The sequence below is a fragment of the Pantoea sp. IMH genome, assembly GCF_000599885.1.
Classification (GTDB): Bacteria; Pseudomonadota; Gammaproteobacteria; order Enterobacterales; family Enterobacteriaceae; genus Erwinia.
Window position 1 is genome coordinate 1,109,496 of record NZ_JFGT01000002.1, and the last position, 23,202, is coordinate 1,132,697.

General features: G+C 54.8%; 22 protein-coding genes. 15 read left to right on the forward strand and 7 right to left on the reverse strand.

The window, feature by feature from the left end; all coding sequences use genetic code 11:
- The first annotated feature begins 481 nt into the window (after positions 1-481).
- Positions 482-817 (forward strand): hypothetical protein, encoded by a 336-nt coding sequence (locus EA20_RS0105190; RefSeq protein WP_038381489.1) that lies wholly within the window; start codon positions 482-484, stop codon positions 815-817.
- Between the two features lie 366 nt (positions 818-1,183).
- On the opposite strand, the gene EA20_RS0105195 is transcribed toward EA20_RS0105190, so the two are convergent.
- From EA20_RS0105195 to EA20_RS0105210, 4 genes are all read right to left on the reverse strand, one after another.
- Positions 1,184-2,659: a TrkH family potassium uptake protein gene (locus EA20_RS0105195; RefSeq protein ID WP_024965825.1), complete on the reverse strand. Its 1,476-nt coding sequence runs from the start codon at positions 2,657-2,659 to the stop codon at positions 1,184-1,186.
- Between the two features lie 314 nt (positions 2,660-2,973).
- Positions 2,974-4,083: an AI-2E family transporter gene (locus EA20_RS0105200; RefSeq protein WP_024965826.1), complete on the reverse strand. Its 1,110-nt coding sequence runs from the start codon at positions 4,081-4,083 to the stop codon at positions 2,974-2,976.
- A 363-nt stretch (positions 4,084-4,446) separates the two neighbouring features.
- Positions 4,447-5,931, reverse strand: coding sequence for a SulP family inorganic anion transporter (locus EA20_RS0105205; protein WP_024965827.1), 1,485 nt, complete (start codon positions 5,929-5,931; stop codon positions 4,447-4,449).
- Positions 5,928-6,554 carry a carbonic anhydrase gene (locus EA20_RS0105210; RefSeq protein WP_024965828.1) on the reverse strand — a complete coding sequence of 209 codons (627 nt, stop codon included), beginning with the start codon at positions 6,552-6,554 and terminating at the stop codon, positions 5,928-5,930. The genes EA20_RS0105205 and EA20_RS0105210 overlap by 4 nt, the downstream gene beginning before the upstream one ends.
- Before the next feature lie 741 nt (positions 6,555-7,295).
- Between EA20_RS0105210 and EA20_RS0105215 the strand changes: the two genes are divergently transcribed.
- Positions 7,296-9,305 (forward strand): FAD-dependent oxidoreductase, encoded by a 2,010-nt coding sequence (locus tag EA20_RS0105215; RefSeq protein ID WP_024965829.1) that lies wholly within the window; start codon positions 7,296-7,298, stop codon positions 9,303-9,305.
- 84 nt (positions 9,306-9,389) lie between these two features.
- Positions 9,390-10,103 carry a polyphenol oxidase family protein gene (locus EA20_RS0105220; protein ID WP_024965830.1) on the forward strand — a complete coding sequence of 238 codons (714 nt, stop codon included), beginning with the start codon at positions 9,390-9,392 and terminating at the stop codon, positions 10,101-10,103.
- Positions 10,104-10,112: 9 nt separating this feature from the next.
- Here EA20_RS0105220 and rlmG read toward each other — a convergent pair whose 3' ends face one another.
- Positions 10,113-11,240, reverse strand: coding sequence for a 23S rRNA (guanine(1835)-N(2))-methyltransferase RlmG (rlmG, locus tag EA20_RS0105225; protein WP_024965831.1), 1,128 nt, complete (start codon positions 11,238-11,240; stop codon positions 10,113-10,115).
- A 201-nt stretch (positions 11,241-11,441) separates the two neighbouring features.
- Here rlmG and EA20_RS0105230 point away from each other — a divergent pair, with 201 nt between their 5' ends.
- Positions 11,442-11,948, forward strand: a complete 507-nt coding sequence (locus EA20_RS0105230) for a M48 family metallopeptidase (RefSeq protein ID WP_024965832.1) — start codon at positions 11,442-11,444, stop codon at positions 11,946-11,948.
- Between the two features lie 128 nt (positions 11,949-12,076).
- Here EA20_RS0105230 and EA20_RS0105235 read toward each other — a convergent pair whose 3' ends face one another.
- Complete coding sequence (locus EA20_RS0105235; protein ID WP_024965833.1) at positions 12,077-13,768, reverse strand: chloride channel protein; 1,692 nt, start codon at positions 13,766-13,768, stop codon at positions 12,077-12,079.
- A gap of 54 nt (positions 13,769-13,822) precedes the next feature.
- On the opposite strand from EA20_RS0105235, the gene EA20_RS21220 reads away from it, so the two are divergent.
- The 4 genes from EA20_RS21220 (at position 13,823) to sstT (ending at position 17,635) form a co-directional block, all read left to right on the forward strand.
- Positions 13,823-13,951: a hypothetical protein gene (locus EA20_RS21220; protein WP_255342924.1), complete on the forward strand. Its 129-nt coding sequence runs from the start codon at positions 13,823-13,825 to the stop codon at positions 13,949-13,951.
- A 46-nt stretch (positions 13,952-13,997) separates the two neighbouring features.
- Positions 13,998-14,984, forward strand: coding sequence for a Gfo/Idh/MocA family protein (locus EA20_RS0105240; RefSeq protein WP_024965834.1), 987 nt, complete (start codon positions 13,998-14,000; stop codon positions 14,982-14,984).
- 248 nt (positions 14,985-15,232) lie between these two features.
- Positions 15,233-16,204, forward strand: a complete 972-nt coding sequence (locus tag EA20_RS0105245; protein WP_024965835.1) for a TerC family protein — start codon at positions 15,233-15,235, stop codon at positions 16,202-16,204.
- 189 nt (positions 16,205-16,393) lie between these two features.
- Positions 16,394-17,635 carry a serine/threonine transporter SstT gene (gene sstT / locus EA20_RS0105250; RefSeq protein WP_024965836.1) on the forward strand — a complete coding sequence of 414 codons (1,242 nt, stop codon included), beginning with the start codon at positions 16,394-16,396 and terminating at the stop codon, positions 17,633-17,635.
- Between the two features lie 182 nt (positions 17,636-17,817).
- Here the strand turns inward: sstT and EA20_RS0105255 are convergent, their stop codons facing one another.
- Positions 17,818-19,296, reverse strand: a complete 1,479-nt coding sequence (locus EA20_RS0105255; RefSeq protein ID WP_024965837.1) for a tagaturonate reductase — start codon at positions 19,294-19,296, stop codon at positions 17,818-17,820.
- Between the two features lie 540 nt (positions 19,297-19,836).
- On the opposite strand from EA20_RS0105255, the gene EA20_RS0105260 reads away from it, so the two are divergent.
- The 7 genes from EA20_RS0105260 to EA20_RS0105290 all read left to right on the forward strand — a co-directional run bounded on the left by EA20_RS0105260 (position 19,837) and on the right by EA20_RS0105290 (position 23,096).
- Entirely contained in the window at positions 19,837-20,514 is a 678-nt protein-coding gene (locus EA20_RS0105260; protein ID WP_024965838.1) for a DedA family protein, read from the forward strand.
- Positions 20,514-20,900 (forward strand): EnvZ/OmpR regulon moderator MzrA, encoded by a 387-nt coding sequence (mzrA, locus tag EA20_RS0105265; protein WP_024965839.1) that lies wholly within the window; start codon positions 20,514-20,516, stop codon positions 20,898-20,900. Before EA20_RS0105260 ends, mzrA begins: the two co-directional genes overlap by 1 nt.
- Positions 20,901-21,064: 164 nt before the next feature.
- Complete coding sequence (locus EA20_RS0105270; protein WP_024965840.1) at positions 21,065-21,439, forward strand: DUF1090 domain-containing protein; 375 nt, start codon at positions 21,065-21,067, stop codon at positions 21,437-21,439.
- A gap of 47 nt (positions 21,440-21,486) precedes the next feature.
- Positions 21,487-21,792, forward strand: coding sequence for a YqjD family protein (locus EA20_RS0105275; RefSeq protein ID WP_024965841.1), 306 nt, complete (start codon positions 21,487-21,489; stop codon positions 21,790-21,792).
- A 2-nt stretch (positions 21,793-21,794) separates the two neighbouring features.
- The gene (locus EA20_RS0105280; protein ID WP_024965842.1) at positions 21,795-22,187 is read left to right on the forward strand and encodes a phage holin family protein; all 393 of its coding nucleotides are present in this window, start codon (positions 21,795-21,797) and stop codon (positions 22,185-22,187) included.
- Positions 22,187-22,468: a YqjK-like family protein gene (locus EA20_RS0105285; protein ID WP_024965843.1), complete on the forward strand. Its 282-nt coding sequence runs from the start codon at positions 22,187-22,189 to the stop codon at positions 22,466-22,468. Before EA20_RS0105280 ends, EA20_RS0105285 begins: the two co-directional genes overlap by 1 nt.
- Positions 22,469-22,676: 208 nt before the next feature.
- Positions 22,677-23,096, forward strand: a complete 420-nt coding sequence (locus EA20_RS0105290) for a DoxX family protein (RefSeq protein ID WP_024965844.1) — start codon at positions 22,677-22,679, stop codon at positions 23,094-23,096.
- The last annotated feature ends 106 nt before the right edge of the window (positions 23,097-23,202 follow it).

A 23,202-nucleotide genomic window follows, 5' to 3' on the forward strand; every position in this document is an offset into this window, starting at 1 on the left:
GTCATATCAAACAAGTGAACCTGCCAGGGGCATCTTTTGCACTATCTGTACTTTGTCTGACAGTCCCGGCTGCCACCAGAAAACCTGATCTTACAGTGGCTCTTTTACTTCATTTAACAAAAATGATGATCGTTGCTTATGTTACATAAGCGACCCATTCCAGCTTGACGCTCTGTTAGTGCAGAAGGCAGCTCAGCAGAGCAGATAACTGGTTACTTCTGTACTCTTAGGCCATCTCCCTCAGTGAGTCGATCTCATCAATCTTTTATCATTATCTGTCTGGAAAAATGTCGCTTCAGAAGGCAACCATCTGTTTTACATACTGATAACTTAACGAGCATCGTGCCGCTTTAAGGCTGCATACACTAAGAATTTTCTTAACACGAAGGGTTCACTTTTCATGCAAATAGGATTAATCTTACGCGCATTAAAATTTCTGGGGGACAGTACGTTGAGAATCGCTTTAGGGGCAGCCCTTTTTTTGACCGCCATCACTGCGCATGCCGCATTTATCCATCCGATGGACTTTGATAATTCCGCCGCACAGCAGCAGCAAGTGATTAACTATATTCAGTCAAACGTCGCCGCAGATTACTGTGAGGGTGCGGTGGATATGTGCCAGCCCACCACCTTACGTATGATGGAAAAAACGAACCTTAAAGCCTTCAAACATCTCACCCAGGCGACAGACCGCAAGCTTCTGGATAAGGTTATCAGCGATTACTGCGACGGTGGCCCTGACTCGTGCAGCTACTCCACCATTAATATGATGTACAATCAGAATCTGAAAGTCAGCAAGACCAGCCTTAGCTGGTAACTGAGGCAGACACCGCGCTTTATGGGGGTTATCAGCAAGCCCCCTTTCCCGACGCCCCGGAAATACTTTCTCCCTGCCGCTTCTTTACGAATGTATCTAAAACCAATACTCAAATTATCACGTTATTTCGCGGTCAGTTTTGGTGGTGAAATAGTGGCGATATAACTCCACGCTGGCAGGAAATGTGAATCTGGCGCAGTTTGCGCTATCTCCTGTAACAGGCTAGTGACGCCAGACGTAAACAATTTCAGTTTCGACCAGCATACCTTAAGAAGGTATACCCTTTTCTAAGCTCGCCCTGCGCTATACGCATTTACATCAAACACAAAAAGTAGCGGATGCCCAACGGCATGTTGCAATGTTGTACTACGCCCGCCAGAAAAAGCGTGAGAAGAGGATCAGCACCGGATAGATCTCCAGCCGTCCCAGTATCATCGCCGCGCACATCAGGTATTTGGCACCATCACTCAGCGTGCCAAAAGTGGACGCAGTTTCGCCAAACCCCAGCCCCATATTATTGATACAGGCCGCTACGGTGGCGAACGACGTCATCAGGTCATAGCCCATCACGTTCAGCGCCCAGATAAAAAAAATCGTGAACAGGATATAGAGAAAAAAGAAGCTCCATACCGAGCGAAGAATGCGTTCATTTACCACGCTGCCGCCAATGCGGATGCTCAGCAGCGCATGGGGATGCGAGAGCTGGTGCAGCTCCTGGCGACTCTGTTTGAACAGCACCAGAAAGCGCAGCGCCTTAATCCCGCCGCAGGTAGAGCCCACGCAACCGCCGAAAAAACTGGTGGTCAGCAGCAGCATAATGGTGTGCGCTGGCCAGTTAGCGTAATCGCTGGTTGCCAGACCGTTATCGGTGATCATCGAACTGGTCAGGAAGAAAGCATGTATCAGGCTGCCGGTTAGGTTATACATCCCGGCGTGCCAGATCTGCCAGGCGACGATCAGCACGACGATCGCGGTAATCAGCAGAAAGAAGCGCAGCTCGGCATTCTGCCGGAAAGGCTGCAACGTACGCCGGGTAAAGGCCACAAACCAGACGGTAAAATTGATCGCCGAGAGCAGTGAAAAAATGCCTGCTACCAGCTCAATAGCATGGCTGTTCCAGTAGCCGATACTCTCGCTACGGGTAGAGAAACCGCCCAGTGAGACGGTCGAAAGTCCGTGGCAGAGCGCGTCAAATGCGGGCATACCGGCCAGCATATAGGCCATGGAACAGGTCAGCCCCAGCAGCAGATAAGTGAGCCACAGGCTGCGTGCCGTATCCGCCAGCCGCGGCGTCAGGCGTTCCTCTTTGAACGGGCCTGGCATTTCTGACTGATAAAGTCGGGCACCGCCAATCCCCAGCAGCGGCAGCACGGCGACCGCAAGCACGATGACGCCCAGCCCGCCGATAAAATTAAGCTGCGCCCGGTAGTAGAGATAGGCATGCGGGAGCGCGCTGACGTCACCGATTACCGTGGCTCCTGTGGTCGTAATCCCGGAAACCCCCTCGAACAACGCACCGGCAAAGCCCAGCCCCACAGCATCATCCAGCCAGAGCGGCATGGCGCTGATGACGGAAAAGAGCAGCCAGAACAGCACAATGATCACAAAACCGTCGCGGGTTCTGAGCTGAATACCAGCATGCTTCGTCGACAGCCAGGCCCCGCCGCCGAGCGTAAAAAAGGTCAGGAAAGTGGTCAGGAAAGCGAGGTAGCTGCGTTCTTTATCGATCAGGGCGATCAGCATGGGTGGCAACATGGAAAAACTGTAAAGAAGCACCAAAAAGCCACAGAGGTGCGTCACCACCCGCAAACGGTGAACGTTAATGACTGGTGTAAATTGCACAGCACGGCTCCGGTTAGGGGAATTCTGACATAAAATCCTGCCGTCCTATTAAACCCTGCCCGCCGTAAAAATATCGTAAAAAAAGCGGCTGAAACGCAATTATCTGGCTCGTCAGCGAGAGTGACGACGGAGCGCGGGAGGCGTAGAGAGACGGGGAATAAAGCGTCCTGTGCCATGGACGACACGGCTCAGCCGGTCAGAAGCGAGCTCCTGTGTCTTACGGGCGAGCCTGTTCCCGAAGCCGACACGTTATTAAGAACAATAAAAGCAGCCGGATGGCTGCTTTTACCGTAACGAAGCGGGGAATCGTTTTGTTAATTCTCCGGGTGGTGCTTCCCTTCCTCAATAAATTCCTCGTCGATCTCATCGCTGTTGCCCTGATGATCGCGACCGGACAGCAGATTCCAGCAGGCGATAAACATCGCCGCAATCAGCGGACCGATAACAAAACCGTTGATGCCATAAATCTCCATGCCGCCCAGCGTGGTGATCAAAATGAGGTAATCCGGCATTTTGGTGTCTTTACCGACCAGAATGGGACGCAGGATATTATCCACCATACCGACCACTATCACGAAGAAGGCGATCAGTAAGATGGCTTTCCACATCATGCCCGTGGCAAAAAGGAAAATCGCTGCCGGAACCCAGACAATGGCGGAACCCACTGCCGGGATCAACGAAAGGAAACCCATCAGGGCGCCCCACAGCAGGCTTCCTTCAATGCCGGCAAAGTAAAATGCGATCCCGCCCAGCGTTCCCTGCACTGCCCCCACCACGACGGTGCCTTTCACCGTTGCACGTGAAACCGCCACAAATTTCATAAACAGGTGATGTTTGGCATACTTTGATAACGGCAGCGCTTCCAGAATCAGGCTGACGAGATAGGAACCATCCTTCAGCAGGAAAAAAAGCAGATAGAGCATCACGCCAAACCCGACGGTAAAGCTGAAGGTACTCTTGCCGATCAGAAAGACGCTTCCTGCCACATACTGCCCACCCTGAAGCGCGACCTGCGACAGCTTCTGCTGGATACTGTCCGCCGTATTGAGATCGTGTTCAGCCAGAAAACTGTTCGCCCAGTCCGGCAGATGCCGCATGACATCCGCCAGCACAACAGGCAGTTGGGTGTTGTTATTCTGCAGCTTGGTATAGACGACGTTAAATTCAATCGCCATTGAAGAGACAATAATCGCCAGCGGCGTAAATACGATCATGCAGATCACGAAAACCGTCAGGATCGATGCCAGGCCGTTTCGTTCGCCAAGGTATATCCTGAGGCGGGTCTTCATCGGATGGAAAATCACGGCGAGGATGGCAGCCCAGAGTACCGGAGAGAAATAGGGCCCTAACACATCGAAAAAAGCTGCCGTCACGATAACCAGGATCAGGATAAAAAATCCCTTTGTCAGGCCTTTGAATCTCATAAATGTCCCTTAATCACTGCAATTTTGCCCCCGTAGCATAGAACGCATAATGCGTTTTGCAATGGCTGAGTACTGACAACGCGTAACAGAAAGCGTCAACCAGCGTGAGTGATGCGTTTGTCGTCACAAACTCATAGGGCAATAGGAATGATAAAAAGACGTTGCGCTGCCGGTCTGCGGTTCTTTCGCTCTCTGAGGCGCATAACACAACGCATCACGTTGAAAAGGCACGGATGGCGGACAGCAGAAGATAAATGGCGATCCTGAAACTTTAACGCTTCCCTTTCCTGCCCGCTGGAGTGACGTCTGACGGCACCGCGATAACCGGGCGGTACCTCACTGGACGGGAAAGGGAAGTCAGTCTCAGGCCGGCGCCAGCTTAACCGGCCACTGGTTCAGAACAATGCCGCGCTTGCGCGCGCCTTCGCCAAAGTCCGCCAGCACCGCTTTCACATCGGGATCGATATATTCGGCATTGTCATGTTCGACAATCACCACGCTGTTTTCCGGGATCTCTTCCAGTAAGTTTTTGAGGCGGGGATTATGCATAAAGGTCAGGTTCTGCTGGAAGCGCAGGACAAAGTGATCGTCATAGCGGGTCAGCACCAGCGCATTGCGGTGGCTTTTGTAGATGCTAAACAGGATCTGCGTTGCCAGGCCAATCCCGATCCCTGCCAGCATCCCAAACACCAGGATTCCACCAATTGTCGCCAGAAACGGAACATACTGCTGGGCCCCCTGACGAAAATGCTCAACGAACAGCCGGGGCGCGGCCAGCTTGTACCCGGTATAAAGCAACACCGCCGCCAGACTGGCCAGCGGAATGGCGTTCAGCAAGTTACTGAAGAAAAGACCACACACCAGCAACAGCACGCCATGAATAAGGATGGAAATTTTACTCTGTGCGCCCGCGCTGACGTTAACGGAGCTACGGACAATCACGGCAGTGATCGGTAGCCCACCCAGAAAGCCGCTCAGCAGGTTACCGATCCCCTGTGCGCGCATCTCCTTATCGGGAGAAGGCGGCGGATTCTGCGGACGGAGTTTTTTCAGGGCTTCCTGACTCAGTAAGGTTTCAAGGCTGGCAACGATGGCGAGCGTCACCGCAATCACATAGACCGCCGGATTCTGCCATACCGCCCAGTCTGGCCGCTCAATCTCGCCGGTCAGCGCCTGAATGCTGTCGAATTCGGGCAAAGCGATGCGCGTCAGATTGCCGATCATGCCAGGGAAAAAGGCGCCGCCAATCAGCGTCACCATGCAGCCAAACAGAACTGCCATCAGCGGGCCAGGTATCCAGCTTAACGCCTTGCTGTTTTTTACCGTCGGGGTAGTCCAGAACCACAAAATAAACAGGCCAGTGGCGGCAACCGCGATGGCGGGTAGTGAAACGCTGAAAGCGTTCCCCGTTAACATTGTGCCCAGATCGTTTCCTTCAGAAACACCGAGTGCAACGGGGATTTGCTGAATAATTAACAAAATACCGATCGCCGCCAGCATCCCTTTAATCACCGTGCCAGGTACCAGAGTGATGAACCGTCCGGCGCGCGCCACGCCTAACAGAAATTGCAGCACGCCCGCAATCATCAGCGCAAGCAGCAGCGCGGAGAATGAACCCAGCGTTTCGATGGCGCCAGTCACTATAGTTACCAGTCCGGCTGCCGGCCCGCTGACGGCAAACTTAGAGGGGCTGAAGGTGGTAACGCCCAGCCCGCCGATGACCCCGGTCAGCAACCCGACAAAGGGCGGCAGGCCGCTGGCCTGGGCAATACCCAGACACAGCGGCAGGGCGACAAGAAAGACGACAAGTCCGGCGGGAATATCCTGACGAAGCGTGCTTAAGTTCATAATAAATTTCCCTCTGAATTATGCTGAATAAGCTCTTTGAGATGACCAGTATGCAGGTCGTATACGCAGCCAAAAACGTCAAGCTCCCGGCCTGAACGCCAGGCGTTAAGAATCGGTGCCGTCTGGATCAGATGGCCGAACTGCGCCAGCACATTTGCCTCAACCAGCAGGTTAAGGCGCTCGCCTTCGTCAGTGGTATCACGGGTTTCAGCCAGCCCCGGCGCCAGCGCCTCGCGCAGTTGCGTAATGCGGCGTGCCAGAGGGGAATTTTCACCGGAGAGAGGAATATCCGGCAGCGAAACGGCCGCCTGCACGCCACCGCAGCCGTAGTGTCCACAGAGTACAATGCGCGAAACGTTCAGATAGTCGATTGCATATTGCAGGACGCTCATAAAGTTATCATCGCCGCTGACCACCATATTGGCGATATTACGGTGTACAAACAGCTCGCCAGGATGGGCGCCAGTCAGGACTTCGGCTGGGACGCGGCTGTCTGAGCAGCCGATCCAGAGTGAGTGCGGTTTCTGGGAATGCACATTTTGCTGGAAATATTCTGGATCGCGTTGGCGGCGCTGTAAGGCCCAACTGCGGTTTTTCGCTAACAGAGGTTTTAAAGTCGTCAAAATAGAGCCTCTCTCTCAGGACAACAGGAATAAACCTGAGCGCCAAATAGGATAAATGGAATAGACAGAGGTAAAGCCTCCGTTTTTAGTATGCACATAAGAAATAAAATAAGTTCTGACATTTTAGTGCCAGCAGAGTGATTAGGAGTTTTCCTGGTGGCTGCAATTGAACGGAAATTGTAATTTTTATTAAATATACTTTCCATTCCACCTTCTTTTTGCCATCACCTCATTTTCATTCATAACAAATTCCTATAAATAATAATATTTCCATTAAAAACTCTTTAAAATTAATCACTTAAACCAGTAACTTTAGTTACATAACCTGGTGTCAATATAATTAATTTTGTCATAAACAGCGCTGGAAAAATAAAGACATCCGTCTTCTTTTAATACCCACCTCTCATAACACCCTTGCAACAGAAGGGGTAATTATCCCTGTTTATTCTGTGAACCCTGATAATATCTGGATTCTAAAAGATCACTTTCGTTATCAATTATCGTCAGGGTTAAAACGGTTCATTTAAAAAACTTTACAATTGAGCGCTATTGTTCAATAAAAATGCGTTCGCTTTATTTTTCGCTATTTAATGATGGAAAGACGAAATTCCTGCCGTATCGCTTTAAGAAACCTGTCCCAGCGAAAACCGGGATCGCATCACACTCCCGCAATTGCGGTGTTGAGAAAGCCGCATTCATCGCTAAAGTGATACTCATCCGACCACTTGACAGCAGGATCCCATGAGCGCTTCCCTTTTCTCTCCGCTGGATCTGGGCTTTACCCAGTTAAAAAATCGCTTTCTGATGGGCTCCATGCACACCGGCCTGGAAGAACACCCCGATGGCCCACGCCGACTGGCCGCCTTCTATGCTGAGCGGGCGGCGGCAGGCGTGGCGCTGATCGTCACTGGTGGGATCTCTCCTTCGCCAGAAGGCGTAGTAATGGCCGGGGCATCGGTGCTGAATCATCCCGACCAGCTGTCACATCACCGCGAAATCACCGAAGCGGTCCATCAGGCGGGCGGTAAAATCGCCCTGCAGATTTTGCATGCGGGCCGCTACAGCTATCAGCCTGAGCTGGTCGCGCCCTCCCCGCTACAGGCACCCATTAACCCATTTCAGCCTCATGCCCTGAGCCACGACGAAATCCTCGCGCTGATTGCTGATTTTGCGCGCTGCGCGGTACTTGCCAGGCAGGCGGGCTACGACGGCGTGGAAATTATGGGTTCAGAAGGCTATCTGATTAATCAGTTTCTGGTCGCCCGGACCAACCAGCGTGAGGATGAATGGGGAGGAGACGAAGTGCGGCGAATGCGCTTCGCTGTTGATATCGTCCGCGCGGTACGCGAAGCGGTCGGGAACGATTTTATTCTGATCTACCGGCTTTCTATGCTCGATCTGGTCAGCGAAGGCAACACGCTGGCGCAGACTCTCCGGCTGGCGCAGGCTATAGAACAGGCAGGGGCCACGCTGATCAATACCGGCATCGGCTGGCACGAGGCGCGAGTGCCCACGATTGCCACGCCAGTGCCGCGAGGCGCCTTTGGCTGGGTGACCCGACAGCTCCGCCAACACATCAGCCTGCCGCTCATCACCACTAACCGTATCAATCATCCCGATATCGCCCAGGCGCTGCTGGATGAGGGCTGCGCGGATATGGTATCGATGGCGCGCCCCTTCCTGGCCGATGCGGAGTTTGTCAGCAAAGCGCAGCAGGGCCGCAGCGATGAGATTAATACCTGCATCGGCTGCAATCAGGCCTGCCTTGATCGGATTTTTGCCGGCAAAATCACCTCCTGCCTGGTCAATCCACGCGCCTGCCATGAAACAGAAATGCCCATCGTCAAAACCGGACGGGCAAAACAGCTTGCGGTCGTTGGGGCGGGACCTGCGGGCGTGGCCTTTGCCGTAAACGCCGCCGCAAGGGGACATAACGTCACGCTGTTTGATAGTGCTGCGGAGATTGGCGGCCAGTTCACCGTCGCCCGGCAGATCCCCGGCAAAGAGGAGTTCAGTGAAACCCTGCGCTATTTTCGCCGTCAGCTTGAGCTGCATAACGTCGCTCTGCGACTGGGAGAATGGGCCACCGTATCAGCCTTGCGGGCCTTTGATGAGATTATCCTCGCCAGCGGCGTCTCGCCGCGCGTACCGGCTATCCCTGGTATCGATCACCCTTCGGTGCTCAGCTATCTGGAGGTGATCCGCGATAAAAAACCGGTGGGACAGCGCGTGGCGATTATCGGTGCGGGCGGTATCGGCTTCGATACCGCCGAATATCTCAGCCAGCACGGCCCTGCCACCAGCCTGGACGTGGATGCCTTCTGCCGCCAGTGGGGAATAGACCAGACGCTCCAGCGTCCCGGCGGGCTGACCGAGCCCCAGCGTCCTCATGCCGAACGGCAAATCTGGCTGCTGCAGCGCAAAGCGGGCAAGCCGGGCGCGGGCCTGGGTAAAACGACGGGCTGGATACACCGCGCCAGTCTGCAAATGCACGGCGTGGCGATGTGGGGTGGCGTGGAGTATCTGAAGATTGACGACAACGGCCTGCTCATCCGTCGGGAAGGCGCCGACATGCAGCTAAGCGTGGATAACGTGGTGATCTGTGCCGGACAGGAGCCTAACCGGGCGCTGGCGGATCCGCTGAGGACGGCAGGCAAAAGCGTGCATATTATCGGTGGGGCGGATGTGGCGCTCGAACTGGACGCCCGCCGCGCAATCGCGCAGGGAACCCGGCTGGCGCTTGAAATCTGACGGGCGGCTGGGCTTAAAAAGGTTGCAAGCCAGGCATAATGTGCAGACATTGTTAGCATGCCGTTTGCTAATAAGGACCTTCTGATGCCTCAGCCTTACTTTTCCCCGCTACTGTCGCGTCTTGAGTGGCTGGATCACGCTTTTCTGCCCGCGGGAGAACGCCCGCCCGAAGAGGCGATTTATAACCACCAGCGCCACAGCGCTACCGTCGTGCTGGCGAGTGACGCCCTGCCGGTAAAAAGCCGGGAAGCGGATGGCCTGATCGCCACCGATAACCGTCCCGTGGCGGTCTATACCGCAGACTGCCTGCCCGTACTGATTGCCGATACGCAAACGCAGCAGGTGGCGGCGGTACATGCCGGACTCAGCGGCGCGCTGAAAGGCGTCGTCATCAATGCCATTCATCGCCTGGGTGAGCGCGGTGCATCGCCAGCGAACCTGATGATCGCCATCGGTCCTTCAATCGGGCCATGCTGCTATGAACTGGGTAAGACGCAGCTTACGCAGATGCAGCGGGAAGATCCGCTCAACCTGACCGGGATGATGCATTTTACTGAACGGCAGCCCGCTAACGATCGTGCCGTGCGGGCGCAGGCCAGCGGCACGACCCAGGGCGTCTGGTTCGACTTACCGCTGCTGGTGAAGCGGATGGCAATGCGCGAAGGCGTACCGGAAGCGCAGATTGAGATGAGTCGGATCTGTACCTACTGCATGGCGGAAGCGCAGGCGAGCTATCGCCGTAACACCCATTTCAGCCACGGCTATCAGCAGCGATTCTCATGGATAAGACGGCGATAAGGCTGAAAACTAGCGCAGTTTAACCGAGCGCAGGATGACGAACTTCTGATTCGACGCGAGCGTGGTGCAGTTGCCGAACAGTTTTTTCATCTTGCGGTAGTAATCTAAATGACGGTTGCCGACGATGCGCAGTTCGCCGCCATATTGCAGACAGCGCCGCGCATCACGGAACATCTGCCAGGCGATATGATCGGTCAGCGCGCTCTGCTGGTGGAACGGCGGGTTACAGAGAACCGCATGTAAGCGATCGGAAGGGAAACCCGCCATCGCGTTATTGACGCCGAAATGGCTTCGCGCCAGATCCTGTGGCCGGTTCAGTTCCACGTTCATCTGGCTGGAGGCGACCGCCATCCAGGATTCATCAAGGAAATGCACCTCGGCGGCGGGATTTTTCTCCAGCGCCATCAGGCCAATCACACCGTTGCCGCAGCCCAGATCCACGATTTCCCCCTCCAGCCCATCCGGCAGATGTTCCAGAAAGAAGCGGGCACCGACGTCCAGGCCCGTGCGGGCAAAAACGTTCGCATGGTTGTGGATCTGATAGGGCGTGCCGTCCAGCGGCCAGCTGTTAATCACCGGGGAATCTGGCAGCGCTGGCAGCGTTGGCGTGCAGTAGATCAGCCGCGCTTTTTTTACTGCCAGTGAGGTGCGGGTGGTACCCAATACGCGCTCAAACAGCTGTAAGGTTGAGGTGTGAATATCCTTCGCTTTACCCGCCGCGATGACCTGCGTCTCCGGCGTCACCACGCTGCGCAGCGCGCGAAGCTGCTGTTCGAGCAGCGCCAGGGTTTTTGGGATTTTAATCAGTACGCGGGCAGGTGAAACGGGCAGCGCGGCCAGGCTGTCCAGCAGCTGTACGTCACCTTCATCCATGCCGTTCAGCGCCAGGTTCTGCCGCGTGGCCTGGTGAGCGATAAAGGAGTCGCTGATGCTGTAGAGCGTTTCGCCAAACAGCGCGCAGGCCAGGGCGCCAAACGTATCATTGAAAATCAGCGTTGGTCCGTTCGCCGGGGTTTCAGCAAGGTGGCTGAGCAGATACTCATCTGCTGCATCCCATGCCTGCAACGGACTCTCTTCGCGCATCTGGGGAAAACGGTGCAGCGTCAGCGTGCGGTGGCTCAGTTCGAGTTGGCTCATGGGATCTCCGGCGTGGTAAAATTCCCGCGTTTTATCCCCTAAAACGGGCTGACAGTAAACGTTTTTCTTGCAGGCAGCGCGCGGTTAGCGTTAAAGCCGGGCGGAAAATGGCTCAGCTTTGAGGGCGCTGCGGTCCGGCGCGATGTTCAATCGCCGTCTTAACCGGCTATAATCGGGGAAATTTATTACGCTTGCGGCATTATGACTCAGTTACGCTATCTGAACGGTTATCCCTCCAACATTATTGCTCAGGTACAGACGCTGTTTGACCAGGGCAAGCTGGGCCTCTGGCTGGATAAAAAGTATCCGGGCGGCCACAGCGTGCAGAACGATAAAGCCCTCTATCAGTACGTTTCCGAGCTTAAACAGCGCTATGTGAGAAATGCTTCCGCGCTTTCCAGGGTGATGTACGATAACAAACAGAACCCGATTAAAGGCACGCTGGGTACCAATACCTTCGTTTCCCGCGTCCAGGGCAGTAAGTTAAAGTCCAGTAATGAAATCAGGATTGCGACCCTGTTCCGCGACGGGCCGGAGGATTTTCTGCGGATGATCGTGATTCACGAACTCGCGCACCTTAAAGAGAAAGAGCATAACAAAGCGTTCTATCAATTATGCTGCCATATGGATCCCGATTATCATCAGCTCGAATTTGATATGCGTCTCTGGCTCAACTGGAAAGAGCTGAGTAATAAAGAAAGGCTGTAGCGGTGGATCTGCGTTCCTGCTTGCGACTGTCTCTTCCCGGTGGGAAAGGAGGAAGATGAACCGCAGGCTCTTATCTCTTGAGCGCCGGGCTCTCCTCCTGTCGCTTGCAGCTCAGGCGCTGAGCGCGATCAGAGAAACGCTTTTGCTTTCTGGATCAGGCTGGTTTTGGTCAGCGCGCCAAGATACTTTCTTTCCTGCGGATTATTCAGCACCGGTAAGCGCTCCAGCGTTATCGCGGCAAACGCTTCCCACCCTTCAGTAATGGTCTGGTTTTCATAGATGGTCGGAAAGGCGGTATCCATCACCCCGCTGACCGGCGAATTCAGCGTAATTTCTTTATCAAGCACCTTACGGGAAATGTCGTGGATGGAGGTGGCGCCGAGAAACTCGCCCTCTTCGCTGACCACGTAGACGAAGCGCTCCCGTTTAAGCGAGCTGACCGCCAGCGCTTTACCCACGGAATCTTCCGGCCTCAGCGCTGCGCCGGAGACGATGAACTGCGAAATAATGCCGTTATCAAATTCAAACTTCGCATCTGAGCGGCTGAAGTGATTTTTGATCAGCGGATAGGTGCTGGCGAGCTGTAACCGGTAGGCAGTCATGGTCGCCAGCACGCAGGCGATCATGGTGGGGAAAAGCAGGCTGCTGTTGAGCGTCATCTCCAGCACCATCAGCATCGCCATCAGCGGTGCCTGACTGACGGAAGCCAGCACGGCACCCATGCCGATGGCTGCGAATATCACTGCATGGCTGACCGGCAGCCCCGCAAGGCTTGCCAGCGAAGCCAGCAGCACGCCAACAATAGCGCCAATCAGTAGCGAAGGCGTAAAAAGCCCGCCGACGGCGCTCGATCCGACGGAGATGGCGGTGGCGACCATTTTCAGCACCAGCAGGATCACCAGGCCTTTAATCAGAAAGCCGCCTGCCATGATCGTGACAATCACTTCGTAGCCGTTGCCCAGGATATTGCTGCTGCCTGTCGCCATGCCGCCGACGAGTAAGCCGCCCAGCCCCAGACGCAGCGGCAGGCTTTTGATCTTACCGAAGCGGGCCTTGCTTTGATTAATCAGCCAGATAAACGCCCCGCCCGCCAGTCCCGCCAGCAGGCCCAGCGCCACAGTCAGCAGCATGTTAACGGGCGTCAGCTCAAACTGCGCGCTGGTTAAGGTGTAGATGGCGGAGCGGTGTCCCAGCGTCCACATGGTCAGCACCGCCACGCCGGAGGAGATAATCAGCGGGATGACGCGCTGAAGCGCCGAGATGCCAAACGCAATTTCCGCCACAAAAATGGCCGACGCCAGCGGCGCATGATAGACGGATGAAAGGCCGGCCGCCGCCGCCATCGCCACCACATCACTGTTTCGCAGGTTTAAACGCTGAAAGCAAAACCGCCCCATCAGGCTGCCGCAGAGCGCGGAGAGCTGCACCATCGGCCCTTCTTTCCCTATTGAAGCGCCGCTGCTGATGCTGGCCAGGGATGAGATCGCACGAAACAGTGAGGTTTTGGTCGGCACCGCGTCCAGCCTGGCGTTGATCACCTCCAGATAGTCCGTGCGCACCGTCTCTTTTTGCTCAATCGCCGTCGCGTAACGCAGGAAAAATCCGGCTATAACGCCGCCAGCACCGACAATCAGCGGCCAGTAATACCAGGGGTAAACCTGTACCGCCTGGGTAATATCTTTGTCGGTGCTGAACATCAGGCTGTTGATCAATTCGATGGTCAGCCGGAAGAGCAGCGTCACCAGCGAGGCGGCAAAGCCCACCGGAATCGCGACCAGAATACTGGTCCAGTTCAGCGCATGTCTGCTACCCGTTGTCATTTTCATGCCGTTATCCTGCAAGATGTTATCTGACGCTATCCTCCAGGAGGTGCGATGGAAAATCAAATATTCCTGCGGATTATGGCGCTTCGCCCCGCCATTTCCGTCAGTAAAACAACGCTTTTTCACCTTGTCCGGTTGACCCGCCATGTTACTCTGAGTCAGACCAGAGTGGGACGGTGACCGATCTGTTCCGCAATTTAAAAATGAGTGGAGATCGCAACACGCTATGATTCGCTTCGCAATAGTTGGCACCAACTGGATTACGCGGCAGTTCGTCGACGCTGCACATCAGACCGGTAAGATGAAACTTACCGCCGTCTATTCCCGAACGCTGGAGCAGGCTCAGGCCTTCAGCAATGAGTACCAGGTGGCGCATATTTTTACCTCACTGGAGCGGATGGCCGGGTCAGAGGATATTGATGCAGTCTATATCGCAAGCCCCAATGCGCTGCACTGTCAGCAGGCGCTGCTGTTTATGCAGCACGGCAAACATGTCATCTGCGAGAAACCGCTGGCGTCCAATCTGCGCGAGGCCGAGGCGATGATCGCCTGCGCCCGCGATAACCAGGTGGTGCTGTTCGAGGCATTTAAAACCGCCAGTCTGCCCAACTTTCGGGTTCTTCAGCAGGCGCTGCCCGGCGTTGGTAAGCTGCGTAAAGCCCAACTGACCTACTGTCAGTATTCCTCCCGCTATCAGCGTTATCTCGATGGCGAAAACCCCAACACGTTTAATCCTGCCTGGTCCAACGGTTCCATCATGGATATCGGCTTTTACTGTCTGGCCTCTGCCGTCGCGCTATGGGGCGAACCGGTTAGCGTGGCCGCAAACGCGTCGCTGCTGGAAAGCGGCGTCGATGCTCACGGTACTGTGGTGATGAACTATGGCGATTTCGACGTTACTCTGCTGCACTCCAAAGTCAGCCAGTCCGTTAACGCCAGCGAAATCCAGGGGGAAGAGGGGTCGCTGGTGATCGATCATATTGCTGAATGCCAGCGCATCACCGTCATGCCACGCAGCGGTAAGCCTCAGGATCTCACACAACCTCAGCACATCAATACGATGTTTTACGAAGCAGAAACATTTGCAAAACTGATAGATAATAAAGAGGTCAACCATCCCGGACTGGCCGTTTCACGCACTACAGCGAAGCTGCTGACCGAAATACGGCGTCAAACTGGCGTGATTTTTCCGGCGGATAAGGTGGATGTGTAAATATTTCTAAATATTAACATCAAGGATTGACCAGTAGCGCCCCGGCCTCTATCTTCAAACGCAGCAAAGGGGAGTAACTTCATTGCCGGCTAATCGTCATTACGGTGCGTAAGCACCCGGTTACCGGGCAACCAGGATCCATCCTGCGTTGTAAGTGAGACCTTGCCGGGAGGCGAGGTTTGCTTACAGCATCAACACTGTGGCTGACGTCTTCCAACGTTGGCCATTTTTATGCACAGGATAATGCTATGAACACTGTAGGTACGCCGTTACTTTGGGGCAGTTTCGCTGTCGTGGTGCTGATTATGCTGGCGATTGACCTGTTATTGCAGGGACGTCGTGGCGCACAAACAATGACCTTCAGGCAGGCGGCCGTCTGGTCGCTGGTCTGGGTATCCGTCTCTCTTCTCTTTGCCACCGCCTTTTACTGGTACTTACAAGGCACCGCTGGCCCTGAAATCGCCCATACCCAGACACTCGCCTTCCTGACCGGCTACGTGCTGGAAAAAGCGCTGGCCGTGGATAACGTCTTCGTCTGGCTGATGCTGTTCAGTTACTTCTCCGTACCGGCGGCCCTGCAACGGCGCGTGTTGATATACGGTGTGCTGGGCGCGATTGTCCTGCGTACTATTATGATTTTCGCCGGGAGCTGGCTGGTGTCTGAGTTTGCCTGGATCCTGTATGTGTTTGGCGTGTTCCTGATTTTTACCGGTATCAAGATGGGTATGCCTGGTAAAGAGGGTGAAGAAGCCGTTGGCGACAAGCCGGTTGTTCGCTGGTTACGCAGCCACCTGCGGATGACTGACAACCTGGAAGGGGAGAAATTCTTCGTCCGCCGCAACGGCATTCTCTTTGCCACGCCGCTGTTTCTGGTACTGATTATGGTGGAGCTGAGCGACGTCATCTTCGCGGTAGACAGTATCCCGGCTATCTTTGCCGTGACGACCGACCCCTTTATCGTGCTGACCTCTAACCTGTTCGCCATCCTTGGCCTGCGTGCCATGTACTTCCTGCTGGCAAACGTGGCCGAGCGCTTCTCCATGCTTAAATATGGTCTTGCCGTGGTGCTGGTCTTTATCGGGGTTAAGATGCTGATCGTCGATTTTTACCACATCCCGGTGGCCGTCTCCCTGAGTACCGTCGGCGGCATCCTCGCCCTGACGCTGCTGATTAATACCTGGGTTAACCGCCGCAACGATCGCCGGTTAGCGGGCAAATAACGCGCTCATTTTGTGAGTAAGGCCCGGAGTATGCAAAGTTAATGCATCTCCGGGCCAGGTTTCGCGACTTTTCGCTTTCCCTGCCACAACATTTCCTTATACTTCCCAGCGCAAACATGAGAATGCCGCTATGTTCAGCGCAACCGACGCTGACGCGCATCCCTATCACTATCACAGCTGGTTTCTACTATGAGAATGGAAAATAATCGTCCGGGCCTGTTTTCTCGCCTGATGCAGGGCAGCCTCGTCGCCCAAATTATGATTGGTCTGGTGGCGGGCATCGTGCTGGCGGGCGTTTCAAAAGATAACGCGCTGGCCGTTGGTCTGCTGGGCGATCTCTTCGTCAGCGCGCTGAAGGCAGTGGCGCCGATTTTGGTAATGGTGCTGGTCACAGCATCAATTGCCAGTCATCAGCACGGGCAGAAAACCACCATTCGTCCCATTATTATTTTGTATCTGCTGGGCACCTTCTGTGCTGCCGTGGTGGCGGTGGTGTTCAGCCATCTCTTTCCTCTGACATTAACCCTGACCAGGGCCACAACGGAAATCACGCCGCCTGGCGGCGTTCTGGCGGTTCTGCAGGGACTGCTTAAAAGTATGGTGGCGAACCCGATTGATGCGCTGATGAACGCCAACTATATCGGCATTCTGGTCTGGGCCATCGGTCTCGGCATTGCCTTCCGCCACGCCAGCACCACCACACGCGCGTTCCTGAACGATATGTCCAGTGCGGTCACCGTGCTGGTGCGTATCGTGATTCGCCTGGCGCCTGTCGGTATTTTTGGTCTGGTGGCATCAACCCTGGCGTCAACCGGCTTCTCGGCGCTGCTCGACTACGCTCAACTGCTCTGCCTGCTGCTGGGCTGTATGCTGCTGATGGCGCTGGTGGTAAATCCGCTGCTGGTATGGTGGAAAATCCGGGCGAACCCTTATCCGCTGGTGTTTACCTGCCTGCGTGAAAGCGGCGTGACCGCCTTTTTCACCCGCAGCTCCGCCGCCAATATCCCGGTGAATATGGCGCTGGCGAAAAAGCTGGATCTGGATGAGGATACCTACTCTATTTCGATTCCCGTCGGGGCAACCATCAGTATGGCGGGGGCGGCAATCACCATTACGGTACTGACGCTGGCGGCGGTCACGACGCTGAACATTCAGGTCGACTTTGGTTCCGCAATCCTGCTGAGCCTGGTCGCTTCAGTGTGCGCCTGCGGAGCCTCTGGCGTGGCGGGCGGTTCACTGCTGCTGATCCCGGTGGCCTGCAATATGTTCGGCATTCCCGATGATATCGCCATGCAGGTGGTCGCCGTGGGCTTTATTATCGGCGTACTGCAGGATTCCGCCGAAACGGCGCTGAACTCCTCCACCGATATTCTGTTTACGGCGGCGGCCTGTATGGCTGAAAAACGCCGGGAAGCCCAGAAAGCAGTCTGAGCGGTCGGCGCGTCCGGGTCATTGCGCCCGGATGCGCCTGCTGCTTGCTGACTGGCGTTGATTCCCCTCTTTGCACACTCACTCCGGCTTCTCTTCCCCGCTCCGCTGAGAACCGTTCGTTCATTCGCAAGTATTCTGTCGCTATCTTTTATGCCGCTTGCGCGGCTATGTTCTCATGCAGCTTATTGGCTAAGCCCGACTGCGGCGTTTACCTGATTCAGCCGAACCAGTGACTGACGCATACCGTCAACAATAATGCGCTGCAGATGTGTCGTCACGGCGGCGGTAAGTCCCGGCACCTGCGTGAGATCCTCTCCCCAGTGCTGGCGGTTACTGAGCACGGCTTCAACCAGTTGCTGCGGCGTCAGCGCCCCCTTCTCCACCTTTGCCCAGAGATCGGCGAAAAGCGTCAGCCAGGCGGCGTCATCCTGCAACAGATAGCGCTCTTCACCACGCTTCCCGCGAAAGAAGGCCAGAAGCGCGGCCAGAGCAAACGACAGGCGTGCGGGAGGATGGCCAGAACGTGCCGCGCTGTTCAGCAGCTGTGGCAGCAGACGCGTGCGGAATTTGGTCATGCTGTTGAGCGCAATAGCCTGGAGCTGATGACGAATAAAGGGATTGCGAAAGCGGTTAATTACCGCATCTGCATAGCGATTCAGTTCACCCGCGGGCTGGGAAAGCGCCGGAATAATCTCCTCTCTCAGCACCTGGTCGATAAAACAGGCAACGTCAGCATCTTCCATCGCTTCCCCCACCGTATTCAGTCCGGCCAGGAAAGCCACCGGCACCATCGCCGTATGCGCGCCGTTAAGGATGGCCACTTTCTGTTCTTTATAGGGCGCGATATCTTCCACAAGTTTGATATTAAGGGGATAACTATCGTACCTGAGAAGATCTGCCAGCCATGCAGGACCCTGTATAACCAGCAGATAGTAGACTTCGCCCGTGACCAGATAGTCGTCCCGGTAACCCAGCGACGCCTCGATCTCTGCGGCATCCTCTGGATAGCCCGTCACGATCCGGTCCACCAGCGTTGAACAGAACGTATTATGCTGCTCAACCCAGTGCGCGAAGGCCGCAGGCAATGCCCATTCGTCGGCATAGCGTAAGATTAACGTCCGCAGCGCCGGACCATTCTCTTCTATCAGCTCACAGGGCAGCATCACCCATCCTTTGTCCTCATCACCATTAAAATGCTGCCAGCGCGCATAGAGGAGCTGGGTCAGCTTCGCCGGAAAACTGGCGGCTGGCGCGTCTGTCAATTTTTCGCCATGCTGATAGCTGATGCCTGACTCGGTGGTATTGGAAAAGAGCAGCCGGATATTTTCCTCTCTCGCCAGTGCCATAAAAGCGTCGTACTGTGCCTGTGGGTGGATCTCCTGATTAACGGAGCGGATAAGTCTGGGTTCGCTGACGATTTCTCCCGCCTCATTCACGCCCCGGATAAGCGTGGTATACAGGCCATCCTGCTGATTGAGCGAGCGCTCCGCTGGAGTATTGCGGGGCCGGACAACGACGATGCCCGCATTGAGATCGGTATGCTCGTTCAGTAAATCAATTTGCCAGTCAATAAACGCGCGCAGGAAATTCCCTTCGCCAAACTGGATGATACGGGTGGGATACGCGCGACCGGGAAAATCCCTGCGGTTTACTCTCAGCATGTCAGCCTCCTTTTACGCTCAAGCTTAAGCACAAGCGCTTTGTACGTGCGGTTTCGTAAACAGCCACTATGTAAAAGTTAACCCTCTGCTGTCGCGTGACTGCGGTGGACTTGCTGTCTCGATCACAAAAACCTGTTTTTAATCGGTTGTTAAGAACCGGTAAAACGTAACAGGTGAAAACGCCGTTAATTGTTAACTTCTCTTCTCAAGGGCGGGAAAGCCACACTTTTCACCAGTAAACAGAAGCATGGCTGCCTGGCCGGAGGCTATTAGTGTCAGCCTGTGTAAAACCTCTTTCCGCTAACCGCCAGCCACTGTAAAACATCGTTAATGCCGGGTTTCGCTGTCTCCGTTTACGGTTGTTTGTTACAGTTAACCGCTATTTTTTACGGTTTGAGGCACAATCTGCAGGCCGCGTCGCTTTTCCGGCAAACCGATAAGACTTGTGTGTTCTGATTCCGCCTGCACCTATAATGATGAATAATAATTCGTGACGGCCTTTGCCAGAACAACGCCAACAATGATGTTCAGGAATACCTAATGGATATATTTAAAGATCTGATACATGCGCTTTGGCAACAGGATTATGAGTCGCTCGCCGATCCTTCACTGGTCTGGGCGATTTACTTTGTGCTCTTTATGATCCTTTTCCTGGAGAACGGGCTGCTTCCTGCCGCGTTTCTGCCGGGTGACAGTTTACTGATTTTGGTTGGCGTGCTGATTGCCAAAGGCACGATGTCTTTTCCGCTTACGCTGTTAATCCTGACCACGGCGGCCAGTCTGGGATGCTGGGTCAGCTATATTCAGGGCCGGTGGCTGGGCAATACGCCCACGGTGCAAAAATGGCTCTCTCATCTGCCCGCACAATACCATCAGCGGGCCCACCAGCTTTTTCATCGTCACGGGCTTTCCGCGCTGCTGATAGGTCGCTTTATCGCCTTTGTACGTACGCTGCTGCCGACCATCGCCGGTCTCTCAGGCCTGAGCAATGCCCGTTTCCAGTTTTTTAACTGGATGAGCGGCCTGCTGTGGGTATTGATTTTGACCGTGCTGGGTTTCGCCATCGGCAAAACGCCCCTCTTTCTCAAATATGAAGATCAGCTTATGTTCTGCCTGATGCTGCTGCCACTGGTGCTGCTGGTCTTTGGCCTGTTTGGCTCACTGTACGTGCTCTGGCGTAAAAAGCGCAGCACGGACAATGGCAAAGGACACTCCTGATGCTGAGTCAACGCTGGCCACGCCTCTCTTTGCGGCTGCTTACCCTTCTCTTTGCTGGCGCTACCGCGCTGCTGATGGTGGCGTTTATCCCTGCACTGTTTCGCAACGAAACCGCACTGCAGATCCGCCCATCGCAACAGGGCATTAGCGTGCCCGACGGGTTCTATGTCTACCAGCGGCTTAACGCCAACGGCATCCATATCAAAAGCATCACGCCGGATAAAGATTCACTGGTAATCAAGTTTGATTCTGCCGAGCAAAGCAATGCGGCGGAAAAGGTGCTGCGTGACATGCTGCCTGAAGGCTTTGAGATCGCCCGAATGGGAAAAACGGCTTCGCTGGAGAAAAGTAATCGCCTTCCCTCCTCTAAGCAGACGCTGGGATGACGGGCGTCTGCCCGTCCCCTCTTCTGCGCTATCCCTAAGAATCTTCTCTCTTTTTGAGCTTTCCCGGTTTTATGACTATGCTTAAGTGGCTGATATTTCCAACCGGCAGCGACGGGAAAACCGGGACGTTCCAGCGGCCCAAACAAGGGAAGGTAGCGACCACTATGATTTACCGCACGATTCTTGGCCTTGGCATTTTGACGCTAACCACTTTCACTCATGCAGCAGACTCCCTTTGTACGCAAAAGGCGCAGGATATTGAGCATGAGATCGATCTGGCTCGCCAGAATGACAATCAACGCCGCGTGAACGGACTGGAACGAGCTTTAACGGAAGCGCGCGCGGGTTGCACTGATGAAAAGCTCGAATCTCTTCACCAGGCGAAGGTAAAAGCGCATCATCAGAAAGTGGAAGAACGCCAGAAAGCGCTGGACCAGGAAAAAGCGGAGGGTGATGACAGTCAAAAAATCACCAAACGTGAAGCTAAACTGGCTGAGGCCAGGCGTGAACTTAGGGAAGTCCAGGCAGCACCCTATTAGGTGCCTGACCATCTGGCTCTCACATCTGACTATTAAAGGAGTTTGTCATGTCTAAAGACACCACATCTGAGCATCTGCGCGCCGAACTGAAAACGCTGGCGGATACGCTGGAAGAAGTGCTGAGCCACACCGGCGATAAGTCAAGAAACGAACTGGATAAGCTGCGCAGCAAAGCGCAAAGCGCGCTGAAAGATACCCGTGCCCGCCTGGGCGATTCAGGCGATCGCATCGCTAAAACTTCGCGTGAAGTGGCGGATCATGCTGACGTCTACGTGCGTGAAAATCCCTGGACCAGCGTAGGCATCGGTGCCGCCATTGGTGTGGTGCTGGGTGTTCTGCTGACGCGTCGTTAATTATGGCTAATTCTCCGCAAAGCCACGGCCCCGGCAAAGGGGTCATAGACATCGGTCAGCGCATTGTCACCACGCTGGTCGGCATCGTGGAAACCCGTGTGCGGCTGGCGGTGGTTGAGCTTGAGGAAGAGAAGGCCAATCTGATCCAGATGCTGATCATGATTGGCCTGACGATGCTCTTTACCGCGTTTGGCCTGATGAGTCTGATGGTGCTGATCATCTGGGCCGTTGATGCTCAATACCGACTGATGGCCATCGGCGTCACCACCGGCGTACTCTTTGCGCTGGCCCTCTTCTTCGGGCTCTGGACACGGGCAAAATCACGGCGCTCCACGCTGCTTAGCGCCACGCGCCGGGAGCTGAAGTCAGACCGTGAACTGCTGGAGGATGAGTAATGAGCCGCGAGCGCGATCAACACAAAGCCGAACTGCTGCGCCAGATCCAGCAGCAGCGGCTCGATCTGAGCGCCGGTAAAAAACTCTGGCTGGAGCGCACCGCGCGCTACGATCGGGGCTGGCTGACGTTGGTTAATCTGCGTCGCTATGCTGCCGTAGGTAGCGGCCTGATGGCTATCTGGTCCGTCCGTAATCCGCGCATTATCACCCGCTGGGTGAAGCGGGGGCTTGGATTCTGGAGTACCTGGCGCATTGTGCGGACTTATCTGCCTGGGCGTTAAGCGGTCTTCGCCTCACCGGACTCTCCGGGCTTCGCCCCGGAGGGTTCAGTTTTACTGAAAGACTATAACAATTTATCTCGCTTACAATCCTACCCCCGCCCGAATATTATCTTCCTCAACAAACGGCACCGCGTCTAACTTCGCGTCATGCCTGTAAAAACAGCCACTGGCTTTGTCGCCAGGCATACAATTATTGTTGGAGTAGATAATGAAAAAATTCGAAGATGTAGGTTTTCTGATAGCGCGTATCCTGATGCCGGTGCTGTTTATCGTGGCTGGCTGGGGAAAAATCACCGGTTACGCTGGCACCCAACAGTATATGGAAAGCATGGGCGTTCCCGGCTTCTTTCTGCCACTGACAATCCTGCTTGAATTCGGCGGTGGCCTGGCGATTCTGTTTGGCTTTCTGACCCGTTTTACGGCAATCGTCACCGTGATTTTTACCCTGCTGACCGCATTCCTGTTTCACAGCGATGCCTCAGTGGCGGGCAACTCCATTAACTTTATGAAGAACATGAGCATTGCTGGCGGTTACCTGTTGCTGTTTATTACCGGCCCAGGCGCTCTCAGCATCGATCATTTGCTGCGCAAAAAAACAAAATTGACTGGCGCGAAGGTGACAATCTGAAAAAACAGGCGGGTCAGTCAGTTTGACTGCCCGCCTGACGCTTTTCACGCATCTGCCCAGCCCGGCAAAGATCCGCTCCGGGTATGAGTAGTGTGATTACCCGCTC

What these genes read in the sequence shown, in the direction of transcription:
- EA20_RS0105270 (WP_024965840.1), top strand. Translation starts at nt 21,065, where the DNA reads ATGATTTACCGCACGATTCTTGGCCTTGGCATTTTGACGCTAACCACT.
- EA20_RS0105255 (WP_024965837.1), bottom strand. Translation starts at nt 19,296, where the DNA reads ATGCTGAGAGTAAACCGCAGGGATTTTCCCGGTCGCGCGTATCCCACC.
- EA20_RS0105235 (WP_024965833.1), bottom strand. Translation starts at nt 13,768, where the DNA reads ATGACAACGGGTAGCAGACATGCGCTGAACTGGACCAGTATTCTGGTC.
- sstT (WP_024965836.1), top strand. Translation starts at nt 16,394, where the DNA reads ATGAGAATGGAAAATAATCGTCCGGGCCTGTTTTCTCGCCTGATGCAG.
- EA20_RS0105240 (WP_024965834.1), top strand. Translation starts at nt 13,998, where the DNA reads ATGATTCGCTTCGCAATAGTTGGCACCAACTGGATTACGCGGCAGTTC.
- EA20_RS0105290 (WP_024965844.1), top strand. Translation starts at nt 22,677, where the DNA reads ATGAAAAAATTCGAAGATGTAGGTTTTCTGATAGCGCGTATCCTGATG.
- EA20_RS0105215 (WP_024965829.1), top strand. Translation starts at nt 7,296, where the DNA reads ATGAGCGCTTCCCTTTTCTCTCCGCTGGATCTGGGCTTTACCCAGTTA.
- EA20_RS0105200 (WP_024965826.1), bottom strand. Translation starts at nt 4,083, where the DNA reads ATGAGATTCAAAGGCCTGACAAAGGGATTTTTTATCCTGATCCTGGTT.
- EA20_RS21220 (WP_255342924.1), top strand. Translation starts at nt 13,823, where the DNA reads ATGGAAAATCAAATATTCCTGCGGATTATGGCGCTTCGCCCCGCCATT.
- rlmG (WP_024965831.1), bottom strand. Translation starts at nt 11,240, where the DNA reads ATGAGCCAACTCGAACTGAGCCACCGCACGCTGACGCTGCACCGTTTT.
- EA20_RS0105260 (WP_024965838.1), top strand. Translation starts at nt 19,837, where the DNA reads ATGGATATATTTAAAGATCTGATACATGCGCTTTGGCAACAGGATTAT.
- EA20_RS0105205 (WP_024965827.1), bottom strand. Translation starts at nt 5,931, where the DNA reads ATGAACTTAAGCACGCTTCGTCAGGATATTCCCGCCGGACTTGTCGTC.
- EA20_RS0105245 (WP_024965835.1), top strand. Translation starts at nt 15,233, where the DNA reads ATGAACACTGTAGGTACGCCGTTACTTTGGGGCAGTTTCGCTGTCGTG.
- EA20_RS0105280 (WP_024965842.1), top strand. Translation starts at nt 21,795, where the DNA reads ATGGCTAATTCTCCGCAAAGCCACGGCCCCGGCAAAGGGGTCATAGAC.
- EA20_RS0105275 (WP_024965841.1), top strand. Translation starts at nt 21,487, where the DNA reads ATGTCTAAAGACACCACATCTGAGCATCTGCGCGCCGAACTGAAAACG.
- EA20_RS0105285 (WP_024965843.1), top strand. Translation starts at nt 22,187, where the DNA reads ATGAGCCGCGAGCGCGATCAACACAAAGCCGAACTGCTGCGCCAGATC.
- mzrA (WP_024965839.1), top strand. Translation starts at nt 20,514, where the DNA reads ATGCTGAGTCAACGCTGGCCACGCCTCTCTTTGCGGCTGCTTACCCTT.
- EA20_RS0105230 (WP_024965832.1), top strand. Translation starts at nt 11,442, where the DNA reads ATGACTCAGTTACGCTATCTGAACGGTTATCCCTCCAACATTATTGCT.
- EA20_RS0105220 (WP_024965830.1), top strand. Translation starts at nt 9,390, where the DNA reads ATGCCTCAGCCTTACTTTTCCCCGCTACTGTCGCGTCTTGAGTGGCTG.